Below are 10,264 nucleotides of genomic sequence, written 5' to 3' on the forward strand. Positions count from 1 at the left end.
TTTGAGCAGGGCCTTTCAAAGCGGTTGCTCACGCCGCAGGAGCTCTTTGCCCCCGAGTCACTGGAAGCTTTCAAGATCTGACGTCGTGATGAACGCTCCTTTTTTGATAGCTGGTTGCGCCCGTCTTATAAGGGCTGAATGCCGATTTGATGCTTGATCTGGATGTCTGATACCTTTTTCGGTTACCTGCTGGCCAGCGTTGCGCTGCTGCTTTTCACGGTCTCCATTCTGGTCACCAAGGTGGCGTCCAGCCGCCTGGAGCTTGGCCTGGGTTTTCTCATCGCAGCTTCCTCCAACGTGGTGTTTTCCGCGTTGGCCACGCTGGTGCAGATGGGCCTGCGCACGGATGGCTTGCATTGGAATGCGCAGGCGTTCTGGCTTTTTGCCGCTGCCGGCGCGTTTGCCACCTACCTGGGGCGCTGGTTTTTTTACGAGTCCGTGGTGCGTTTCGGACCGGCCAAAGCCAGCGTTTTCCAGATCAGCAGCCCGCTGTTCACCGCACTGATGGCYTGGCTGCTGCTGGGAGAGCGTCTGAGCATGCTGGTGGCGCTGGGCATGGTCATGACGATAGGCGGCCTGATGCTGGTCAGCTACAAGCCCGGTTTTTTTTCGCGCCGCGGTTCCACGCCAGCACTGGCGCCCGACAGAGGCCCCGCACCTGCGCCTGTGCAATCCACCGCGCTTCAGCGGGCGCTGCAATCGGCCTTTTTGCTGGGCATGGGCAGCTCGCTGGCGTATGCGATCGGCAATGTGCTCCGGGGGTCAGCTGTGCGCAGCTGGAACGAGCCCGTTGTGGGCGCATTGATAGGCGCCGCCAGCGGCCTGGCCCTGCTTCTGGTTTTCAGCGCTGGCAAGCGCGCGATGGCTACCCGCCTGCGCTCAGCCAGCCGCAGCGGTATGGCGCTGTACGCCCTGATCGGTGTGACCACCATTTCAGCGCAAATGTGCGTGATCGGCGCCATGCGCTACATACCGCTGTCCGTTGCCACGCTGGTGACGTTGTGTACGCCGGTCCTGGTTTTTCCGCTCAGCCATCTGCTGTTCAAGGACCAGGACGCCATCAAGGCCACCACGCTGGCAGGCAGTGGCTTGACCTTGCTCGGCATCGTGATCATCGTGATGCGTTGACGCACCGACCCTGACCCGGAAACTCAATACCGCGGTGCCAAAAAGGCACCCAGCCGGCACAGCCCCGATGATTGGGGTACGCGGTTACGAAGGAACTCAAGGCACAGATATCCTGGAAGGCTCCGAGGCAGTTATGCCGGTCCCTGAGGCAGGCCCCATGTGCGCCGGCGATCAGCGGGCTTCAAGGCCTTCAAAGCACGTGCTCAGCACCAGGGCGACGATTTCATCGTCGGTGTGCAGTTCCCCCATTTTCAAAAACTCCAGCACGGGATCGCAGGCGCGGGCGTACAGGGTATACAGCACCGCAATGGGCGGGAGCTTGGGGTTGATGGCRCCTTGTGCCTGTGCCGCCTCAATCCAGGCGCCCAGCCGGTCACTCACGTCCATGAGCCCGTCCATGTAGTCCTTGTTGGCCATCAGCGCGGTGCGCAGGCTGGAGTTCTGGCTGGGCAGCGAGGGCATTTCACCCGCCAGCTTCAGGCCCATGGTCCACGCCACCACTTTGCGCAGCTTGTCCACGGCGGACAGCTCGGTGGGCAATGTGTCCAGAAAGGCCTGCGCCCGGCGCATGACCGACACCATGGCCGCCGCCGCCAGGTCTTCTTTGCTGGGAAAGTGCTTGTAAAGGCTGGCTTTGGCAATGCCCACCGCGGCAGCCACTTCGTCCACTGTCATGGCTTCAAAGCCTTTTTCCGCCAGCAGACGGTTCACCGACTGGATGATGGCGTCTTCACGCGCCAGCAGCATTTGCGCCTTGAAGGAAACCTTGGGAGGGAGGGTGCTAAGGGTCATATGGCCTGATTTTAGCCAATTTAGTTTGAAAAAAGAATTCAAAGGAAATATTAATACTAAGTAGTTTTAATAAATACTGATTGGTATAGAATTGATCCAGGCAATTCAAGGAGTGCGTGTGTCGATCAAAGTGGCCATCGTGGGTTCGGGTATTTCAGGCTTGGCGGCCGCCCATGCCCTCAGGGGCAAGGCGGACATCACGCTGCTGGAGGCGGGCGCCTGGTTTGGCGGGCATACCCACACCGTCGACGTGACGCTTCCAACACCGCGCGGTGAGGTCACCCACGGGGTGGATACAGGATTTCTGGTCCTTAACGAGCGCACTTACCCGCAACTGATCAAGCTCCTGGCGGAGCTGGACGTGGCAAGCGTCAAGTCAGAGATGTCGTTTTCGGTGCAGACCGACGATTTCGGCAACGGCCGCACCATGGAATGGAGCGGCTCCAGCCTGAACGCCGTGTTTGCGCAACGCGGCAATCTGGCCAACCCGCGCTTTTGGGGCATGCTGCGCGACCTGCTGCGCTTTAACGCCCTGACCAGCCGCATGGCCCAAAGCGGAACCGATGCGCAACTGGGCCAACCCCTCGGAAAGTTCCTGGACGAGCACGGCTTCGGTGCCGCGTTTTGCGACTGGTACTTCCTGCCCATGATGGCCTGCATCTGGAGCTGCCCCACCGCGCAGATGCTGCAGTTCCCGGTGTCGACCATGGTGCGCTTTTGCCACAACCACGGCTTGCTGCAAATCACCAACCGCCCCCAGTGGTGGACCGTGCAGGGCGGTGCCAGGCACTATGTCGAAAAAATCATCGATGGCATTGCGAACAAGCGGCTGAACACCCCGGTGCGCCGTATCGAACACGTTGGCAACACGCCGGACGGCAAAGCCAGCGTGCGCATCCACACCGACGCGGGCGCCGAGCTGTCTGACAGGGTCATCATCGCCACCCATTCCGACCAGGCCCTGCGCATGCTGGCCGCGCCGACGGCGCAGGAGCGTGAAACCCTGGGAGCCATTCACTACCAGTCCAACAAGGCCGTGCTGCATACGGATGTCTCGGTTCTGCCGACGCGCAGGGCCGCATGGGCGGCCTGGAACTACGAGCGCGCGGGCGGAGCCGGGCAGGAGGGCGCGCGGGTGTGCCTGCACTACCTGATCAATCGCCTGCAGCCCTTGCCCTGGGAGCAGCCGGTGGTCGTATCCCTGAACCCGGTGCGCCCCATCGCACAGGAAAAAATCATCGGTGAGTACGACTACGCCCACCCGGTGTTCGACCTGGCCGCCGTGGYGGCGCAGACCCGCATGCCGGCGCTGCAGGGCAAAAACCATCGCTACTTTGCGGGCGCGTGGATGGGCTACGGCTTTCATGAAGACGGCCTCAAGGCCGGGCTGGCTGCCGCCGCGCAGCTGTTGGCGGACGCATGAGCCAGCCCGTGCCGCTCATCGGTTTCGGCCAAGTGCGCCACACCCGCCTGCGCCCGCGGTGCCACGCGTTTGTTTACCCCACGTACTTCCTGATGCTGCCGCTGCGCAGTCTGCAAAAGCAGGCGCCGCAACCGGGCCAGTGGCGCATCAATCGCGGGGGCGCGCTGAGCTTCTTCGAGACTGACCACGGCGACGGGCGCGCGCCGGAGCAGGGCGGTGCCATCGCCTGGCTGGACGAAGTGCTGCAGCGCGAAGGCATTCACGACGCGACCGGCGAGGCCTGGCTGCACACCTATCCGCGCGTGCTGGGCTACACCTTCAAGCCGGTGAGCTTCTGGTATTGCCACCGCGCGGCAAGCGACCAGGAGGGCTGCCTGCGCGCCATCGTGGTGGAAGTCAACAACACCTTCGGCGAGCGGCACTGTTATGTGCTGGATGCCCCGCGCTATGGCGTGGAGCAGCGCGCGGACAAGGTGTTTCACGTCTCCCCTTTCAACCCGGTGCAGGGTCACTACCGCTTTCGCTTTATGCGCAGCGAACAAGGCGAACAGGCGCGTACGGTGGCCCGTGTGGATTTTTACGACGACATCGTCGCTGGCGCCGCCGTGTTGCAGACCAGCGTGAGCGGCAGGCTGCAACCCATCACGCCCGCCGTCCTGCGCGGCGCCCTGTGGCGCTATCCCGCGATGACGCTGGGCGTGGTGCTGCACATCCACGTCCAGGCGCTGCGCCTGTGGCTGAAAAAAGTGCCTTTCTTTCGCAAACCCGAGCCGCCGCAAAGCTTTGTCTCGCGCTAGAGGCGCACGCGCAATGCATAAGCCCCATTCCAGGAGTCCGACATGAACGCCGTTACCCGCACCGTCCAAGGTCTTGCGTTTCCAAATGATGCGCCGGCCGCCGCCCGAAGCGCGCTGCGCCTGCTGCAAAACCTGCGCCACGGCGCGCTGACCCTGCACCTGCCCGACGGCTCGCAGCGCCGCTTTGGCGAGCACCCGCAGCAGCATGACATGCATATGCCCGGACACCCCAGCGCCAGCATCACGCTGCACAACTGGAAGGTGTTCGGTGCCGCGCTCAAGTCCGGCGACATCGGCTTTGCCGAGAGCTACATCGCCGGGGACTGGAGCACGCCCGACCTGACCCAGCTGCTCAAGCTGTTCTCCGCCAACCGCCGGGAGGTCGAAGCGATGATCTTCGGCACATGGCTCGGGCGGCTGCTGTACCGCGTCAAGCACCTGCTGCACCACAACAGCCGCGCCAACAGCCGCAAGAACATCCACGCCCACTATGATCTGGGCAACGCGTTTTACCGCCTGTGGCTGGACGAGACAATGAACTACTCCGGCGCCTGGTTCGACGGCGACCTGTCGCGCTCCTTGCCCGAGGCGCAGAACGCCAAGGTGCGCCGCGCGCTGGACATGGCCGGCGTGAAGCCTGGCGATCGCGTGTTGGAAATCGGCTGCGGCTGGGGCGCACTTGCCGAGCAGGCCGCCGTCGAACGCGGCGCGGCCGTGGTGGGCGTGACGCTGAGCACCGAGCAGCTGGCCTATGCCGAGGCGCGCATGCAGCGCCTCGGCGTGAGCACTGGCCCGGGCGGGCGCGCCGACCTGCGCCTGCAGGATTACCGCGACATCCCGGATGCGCCGTTTGATGCGATCTGCTCCATCGAGATGGTGGAGGCCGTGGGCCAGGCCTATTGGCCCACGTACTTTGCCGCCGTGAGCCGCCTGCTCAAACCCGGCGGGCGCGCCTGCGTGCAAAGCATCGTCATCAACGACGCACTGTTCGACCGCTATGTCGGGTCGACCGACTTCATCCAGCAGTACATCTTTCCCGGCGGCTGCCTGCCGTGCCCGCGGGAATTCCGCCGCCAGGCCCAGGCGGTGGGGCTGGAGGTGGTGGACGAATTCGCCTTCGGCGCGGACTACGCCGAGACGCTGCGCCGCTGGCGCAACGCCTTCATCGCCCGCAAGGCCGAGGTGGCGGCGCTCGGCTTTGACGAACGGTTTATGCGCATATGGGAGTTTTACCTGGGCTACTGTGAGGCTGCCTTTGACACGGGTGATATCAACCTGATGCAGTACACCCTGCGCAAACCTGAAGCGCTTTCGATATGAAAAACGCATCTGCTTGCGCGATATTGGCGGTCATTGGGTGCTTGTCTTGCTTGCAAGTTCAGGCTCTGCCCCTGCCGCAAGAGCTACGCTCCGCCTTGCCTGCGGCCAGCCTGTCGGGTCAGGCTGGTTTGAAATTCTGGGGCCTTGAAGTTTACCGGGCGACCCTCTGGGTCGCACCAGGATTCGACGGGCCAGCCTATGAAAAAAGCCCGTTTGCGCTGGAGCTGGCTTACCTGCGTGACTTCAAAGGGGCCGACATTGCCCGGCGATCCATTGCGGAGATGCGCCGCCAGGCGGCCATCACCCCGGCGCAGGAAACCGCCTGGGAAAACCAGATGCGTGCGCTGTTCCCCGATGTCGGCGCCGGCGATCGCATCACCGGGGTGCACCAGCCCGCCACGGGCGCGGTATTCTGGAGCAACGGCCGCCTGCTCGGTGAAGTGCGCGACCCGCTGTTTGCCAAACTCTTCTTCGGCATCTGGCTGTCACCGCAAACCTCCGAGCCGCAAATGCGCCGCGCGCTGCTGGCGCAGGAGAAATCCCCGGCCCCGGTGGGTGCCGCACCATGAATCCCTCCATGGCCGCGCGCATCGAAGCGGAGCCCCGGGTTCTGGGTCTGAGCGGCGGGGCGCGCTACGGCCTGCTGGGGTTGCCCCTGGCGTTTTGCGCCCTGCCGCTTTATGTCTTGATGCCCAATCTGTACACGCGCCATTGGGGTGTTTCGCTCGCGGCGTTGGGCGCCGTGCTCCTGGGCGCGCGCCTGCTCGATGCGGTCATCGATCCGTTGTTGGGCCGCTTGTGCGATCGACTCTATGTCGTATCGCTTCGCGCCGTGCTGGTGATGGGCGCATTGGCGGGAGCCGTTCTCGCCGTGGGATTTTCTTTTTTGTTTGTGCCGTTGGTGAGTGATCCCACCACACTGCTCTGGTGGGCGGGGTTCTGGCTGGTCGTGACCTACGCGGCCTACAGCGCTTTGTCTATTGCGCACCAGTCCTGGGGCGCCATGCTGGGCGGCGACGCGCTGTATCGCAGCCGCGTCGTGGCCTGGCGCGAAGGGCTGGGCCTGGTGGGCGTGCTGCTCGCGTCGGTCACGCCCGCGCTGCTGGGCGTGCCCGTCATGCTGGCCCTGCTGGTCGTCGGCCTGGCAGGCGGCTGGTGGGCCTGGCGCGYGGCGCCCCGGCCCAAGCGCCGCCATGCAGCGGCAAGCGCCGCGGACAGCACCGCCGGCGCGCTCCGGCATCCGTGGCGCAATCCCGACTTTCTCCGCCTCCTGGGCGTCTACCTGCTTAACGGCATCGCCAGCGCCATCCCTGCCACGCTCGTGCTGTTTTTCCTGCAAGACCGTTTGTTGGCCAGCGAGGCCATGCAGTCCGCCGCGCTGGCTGTGTACTTTGTGTGCGGCGCGCTGTCCATGCCGCTGTGGCTGCGCGGGGTCAAGCGCTGGGGGCTGGCGCACAGCTGGCGTTTCGGCATGCTGCTGTCCATCGCGGTTTTTGTGGGCGCGAGCCGGCTGGGCGCGGGCGATGCGCCCTGGTTCCTGCTGGTGTGCTCCCTGTCCGGCGCGGCCCTGGGCAGTGACCTGGTCCTTCCCGGCGCGCTGCTGGCCGGCGTCATCGCCAAGGCCGGTGACCGCGGCCGCGCCGAAGGGGCTTACTTCGGCTGGTGGAACTTCGCCACCAAGCTGAACCTGGCGCTGGCCGCCGGCCTGGCCCTGCCTTTGCTGGGCTGGCTCGGCTATGTGCCCGGCGTGCGGGATGCCAACGCTTCCGCCCTGCTCACCGCCGCCTACTGCCTCCTGCCCTGCGCGCTCAAAGCCCTGGCGGCCGGCGCGCTCCATTTTTTCATCCTCCCAACCACGGCCCAGCCGCACACCCCATGACACAACGCACTTTTTTCCACCGCTCACGCCTTCTCGCCGCCATCGTGTGCGTCGCCTTGCTGGGCGCATGCAGCACGCCGCAAGTCCGGGACTACGCCAGGGAAACCCCGGTGCTGGAACTGCGCGACTACTTCAACGGCACGCTCGACGCCTACGGCATCTTCACCGACCGCTCCGGCAAGGTCGTCAAGCGCTTTAGTGTGGTGATGACCTGCACCTGGAAGGGCGACGCCGGCGTGCTCGACGAAGCCTTCAGCTATTCCGACGGCACGACCCAGCGGCGTATCTGGCGCCTCACGCGCCACGCCGACGGCCGCTACACCGGCCAGGCCGACGACGTGGTCGGCACCGCCGAGGGCCGGCAAAGCGGCAATGCGTTCAACTGGGCTTACACCCTTGCCTTGCCGGTGGACGGCAGGGTGATCGAGGTGCAGTTTGACGACTGGGTGTACCTCATGAACGACAAAGTCATGCTCAACAAGGCCGCCATGCGCAAGTGGGGTGTGGGCCTGGGCGAAGTGACGCTGTCCTTCATCAAACGGTAAGCACCATGGCACTTAACTCCCGCATCGCGGACTGGCGCGGCCGCACGGTCTGGCTGGTAGGCGCATCCACCGGCATAGGACGGGCCACCGCTTCGGCGCTGCACGCCCGGGGCGCGAAGGTGGTGGTGTCGGCCCGCGGCGCGGATGCGCTCAACGCCTTCGCCGACGCCCACCCCGGCGCCCTGGCCCTGCCGCTGGACGTCACCGACGCGAGCGCAGTGAAGGCCGCGGCCTCAACTCTGGCCGCGCAGGATGCGTTGGACTGCGTCGTGTACTGCGCGGGCCACTACCACGCCATGGACGCCGCCCACATGGACCTGGCCGACCTGCTGCGCCACAACGAAGTCAATTACCTGGGCGCGCTCTACATGCTCGACGCCGTGGTGCCGCAGCTGCTGGCGCGACAGCCGGATACGCGCACCGGCCAGCGCGGCCACATCAGCCTCATGGGCAGCGTGGCCGGCTACCGGGGCCTGCCCAACAGCCTGGCCTACGGTCCCACCAAGGCCGCGCTCATCAACCTCGCCGAGACCCTGTACCTGGACCTGCACGCCCAGGGTGTCGGTGTCTCGCTGATCAACCCCGGCTTTGTCAACACACCGCTGACGCAACAGAACCAGTTCAAAATGCCCGCCTTGATCAGCCCAGAACAGGCGGCGAGCGAAATACTGCGGGGCTGGGCACGCGGAGAATTTGAAATCCACTTCCCCAAACGCTTTACCCTCTGGATGAAAGCCCTGCGGCTTTTGCCCTATTTCCTATTTTTCGCGGCGACCCGCCGCCTCAGGCAGGCCTAGAAATCCATGAACTTCGCCAACTACGCCGTCGACCGCATTGCAGACACCTTCCAGACCCTCACCCCCGCGGGCGTGGAAACGCTGGGCGCCATCTACGCCCCCGACGTGCGCTTCAAGGACCCGTTCAACGACGTGCAAGGCCTGGCCGAAATTCAGCGCATTTTTCGTCACATGTATGCGAGCGTGGACAACCCGCGCTTCGTCATCACCGGGCGCATCGTGCAAGGCACGCAATGCTTCCTGACCTGGGAATTCCACTTTGCCTTCAAACGTTTTCAGCGGGGAAGGGCGCAGTGCATACTGGGCGGCTCGCACCTGGTGCTGGACGGCGAAGGCCGCATCACGCTGCACCGCGACTACTGGGACGCGGCTGAAGAACTCTATGAAAAGCTGCCCGTGGTCGGCAGCCTGATGAGATGGATGAAGCGGCGTGGCAATGCGTAAGCTGACCAGGCGCGGCAAGCCATTTGGTGCGGAAGCTGGAGCGGGTGAAGGGAATCGAACCCTCGTATGAAGCTTGGGAAGCTGCCGTTCTGCCATTGAACTACACCCGCGACTCTGTCGATTATAGAAGCGGCCGCCGGGCGGAGCCAGCCAACCTGAGCTGTCGATCAAGGCCGCAGGTAAGCCCAGCCTTCGTGCTGCTTCTTCATGATCTCGGTGACGCCGGCGGGCACATAGCTGATGCCGGCCAGCATGTCGTCCTTGCTCAACTTCTGGCCGCGCATGGTGTTTTCGCAGGCGGTGACCTTGATGCCGGCTTTGGCGGCGTCGGCGATACGGGAGCCGGTCGGTGATTCGAGCTTGAGCATGCTGATGCCGGGCCCGTAGGCGACGATTTCAATGTCGACGTTGGCGGCGCCCACGTCGTCCTGCAGGTTTTTGGCGTTGTTCAGCGCCAGGTTCCACTTGGCCGGGTCGTTGTCGCTGACCTGGATCACGATTCCCTGACGTTTTGTGCCCGTGGCGCCCGCTGGTTGTGCGCGAGCAGCTATCAAAAAAGGAGCGGCAAGGGCCAGCGAGCCGACGGCCCCGGCCTGGATGAAGAGTCTGCGGTTCATGGTGAAAGGTCTCCTGAGGGGGAGGGCTCATTTCAACACAACGGCCGTATGAAACAAGCCCCCAGGCTCGTGAGAGGCTTGGGGGCTTTCAGGGTCGGGGGAGAACCGGCGGGCTCTACTGCTTTTGCCTCACGTCGACCTCACTTACCACCGGTTGCGGGTAGCGGCACGGCGGGTGCATTGCCGTCCGAGTGGATGTGATGGTCGGGCGCCTTGATCAGCTTCCGGACAAACACCACGACCTGCCACACGACCAGAGTTCCGATCATGGCCAGCAAGGTTCCGCTGATGGGTCGATTGACGAAGACGCTAAAACTACCCCGGCTGAGAAGCATGGCGCGGCGGAAATTTTCCTCCAGCATGGGTCCCAGAATGAAACCCAGAAGGAGTGGTGCGGCCTCCATCTCCAGGCGCAAAAACAAATAGCCCACCAGACCGAACACGGCTGTGATGTAGATGTCGTCCAGGCTGTTGTTGATGCTGAAGGTGCCGATACAGCAAAAAAACAGGATGGCCGGAAAC

The 10,264-nt window shown here is 64.1% G+C and carries 12 protein-coding genes and 1 tRNA gene; 9 read left to right on the forward strand and 4 right to left on the reverse strand.

All coding sequences use genetic code 11. The features are described 5' to 3' along the window. Positions 1-162: 162 nt before the first annotated feature. Positions 163-1,128 (forward strand): DMT family transporter, encoded by a 966-nt coding sequence (locus tag AC1D1X_RS07870; RefSeq protein WP_477667833.1) that lies wholly within the window; start codon positions 163-165, stop codon positions 1,126-1,128. 171 nt (positions 1,129-1,299) lie between these two features. Here AC1D1X_RS07870 and AC1D1X_RS07875 read toward each other — a convergent pair whose 3' ends face one another. Next, complete coding sequence (locus AC1D1X_RS07875) at positions 1,300-1,920, reverse strand: TetR/AcrR family transcriptional regulator (protein ID WP_477667832.1); 621 nt, start codon at positions 1,918-1,920, stop codon at positions 1,300-1,302. Between the two features lie 124 nt (positions 1,921-2,044). Between AC1D1X_RS07875 and AC1D1X_RS07880 the strand changes: the two genes are divergently transcribed. The 8 genes from AC1D1X_RS07880 to AC1D1X_RS07915 all read left to right on the forward strand — a co-directional run bounded on the left by AC1D1X_RS07880 (position 2,045) and on the right by AC1D1X_RS07915 (position 9,125). Then, positions 2,045-3,343 carry an NAD(P)/FAD-dependent oxidoreductase gene (locus AC1D1X_RS07880; protein WP_477698092.1) on the forward strand — a complete coding sequence of 433 codons (1,299 nt, stop codon included), beginning with the start codon at positions 2,045-2,047 and terminating at the stop codon, positions 3,341-3,343. Next, positions 3,340-4,140, forward strand: a complete 801-nt coding sequence (locus tag AC1D1X_RS07885; RefSeq protein ID WP_477667831.1) for a DUF1365 domain-containing protein — start codon at positions 3,340-3,342, stop codon at positions 4,138-4,140. The genes AC1D1X_RS07880 and AC1D1X_RS07885 overlap by 4 nt, the downstream gene beginning before the upstream one ends. A gap of 42 nt (positions 4,141-4,182) precedes the next feature. Further along, the gene (locus AC1D1X_RS07890; protein WP_477667830.1) at positions 4,183-5,460 is read left to right on the forward strand and encodes a class I SAM-dependent methyltransferase; all 1,278 of its coding nucleotides are present in this window, start codon (positions 4,183-4,185) and stop codon (positions 5,458-5,460) included. A gap of 95 nt (positions 5,461-5,555) precedes the next feature. Further along, entirely contained in the window at positions 5,556-6,029 is a 474-nt protein-coding gene (locus AC1D1X_RS07895) for a chalcone isomerase family protein (protein WP_477698093.1), read from the forward strand. Continuing rightward, positions 6,026-7,339 (forward strand): MFS transporter, encoded by a 1,314-nt coding sequence (locus AC1D1X_RS07900; protein ID WP_477698090.1) that lies wholly within the window; start codon positions 6,026-6,028, stop codon positions 7,337-7,339. The genes AC1D1X_RS07895 and AC1D1X_RS07900 overlap by 4 nt, the downstream gene beginning before the upstream one ends. Then, positions 7,336-7,884: a DUF3833 domain-containing protein gene (locus tag AC1D1X_RS07905; protein ID WP_477667827.1), complete on the forward strand. Its 549-nt coding sequence runs from the start codon at positions 7,336-7,338 to the stop codon at positions 7,882-7,884. The genes AC1D1X_RS07900 and AC1D1X_RS07905 overlap by 4 nt, the downstream gene beginning before the upstream one ends. 5 nt (positions 7,885-7,889) lie before the next feature. Beyond that, positions 7,890-8,681, forward strand: coding sequence for an SDR family NAD(P)-dependent oxidoreductase (locus AC1D1X_RS07910; protein ID WP_477667826.1), 792 nt, complete (start codon positions 7,890-7,892; stop codon positions 8,679-8,681). A gap of 6 nt (positions 8,682-8,687) precedes the next feature. Continuing rightward, on the forward strand, positions 8,688-9,125 hold the full coding sequence (locus tag AC1D1X_RS07915; RefSeq protein ID WP_477667825.1) for a nuclear transport factor 2 family protein: 438 nt from the start codon (positions 8,688-8,690) through the stop codon (positions 9,123-9,125). A 36-nt stretch (positions 9,126-9,161) separates the two neighbouring features. Here AC1D1X_RS07915 and AC1D1X_RS07920 read toward each other — a convergent pair. The 3 genes from AC1D1X_RS07920 to AC1D1X_RS07930 all read right to left on the reverse strand — a co-directional run. Further along, a tRNA-Gly gene (locus AC1D1X_RS07920) sits at positions 9,162-9,235 on the reverse strand. A gap of 57 nt (positions 9,236-9,292) precedes the next feature. Continuing rightward, positions 9,293-9,742, reverse strand: coding sequence for a DsrE family protein (locus AC1D1X_RS07925; protein WP_477667824.1), 450 nt, complete (start codon positions 9,740-9,742; stop codon positions 9,293-9,295). 140 nt (positions 9,743-9,882) lie between these two features. Further along, a partial coding sequence (locus AC1D1X_RS07930) for a tripartite tricarboxylate transporter permease (protein ID WP_477698091.1) occupies positions 9,883-10,264 on the reverse strand: 382 nt, incomplete at its 5' end.

This window comes from Polaromonas sp. P1_G4, from assembly GCF_056405475.1.

Excerpts from the sequence above, each read along its gene's own strand:
- AC1D1X_RS07885 (WP_477667831.1), top strand. The coding sequence starts at position 3,340 with ATGAGCCAGCCCGTGCCGCTCATCGGTTTCGGCCAAGTGCGCCACACC.
- AC1D1X_RS07890 (WP_477667830.1), top strand. The coding sequence starts at position 4,183 with ATGAACGCCGTTACCCGCACCGTCCAAGGTCTTGCGTTTCCAAATGAT.
- AC1D1X_RS07905 (WP_477667827.1), top strand. The coding sequence starts at position 7,336 with ATGACACAACGCACTTTTTTCCACCGCTCACGCCTTCTCGCCGCCATC.
- AC1D1X_RS07910 (WP_477667826.1), top strand. The coding sequence starts at position 7,890 with ATGGCACTTAACTCCCGCATCGCGGACTGGCGCGGCCGCACGGTCTGG.
- AC1D1X_RS07915 (WP_477667825.1), top strand. The coding sequence starts at position 8,688 with ATGAACTTCGCCAACTACGCCGTCGACCGCATTGCAGACACCTTCCAG.
- AC1D1X_RS07925 (WP_477667824.1), bottom strand. The coding sequence starts at position 9,742 with ATGAACCGCAGACTCTTCATCCAGGCCGGGGCCGTCGGCTCGCTGGCC.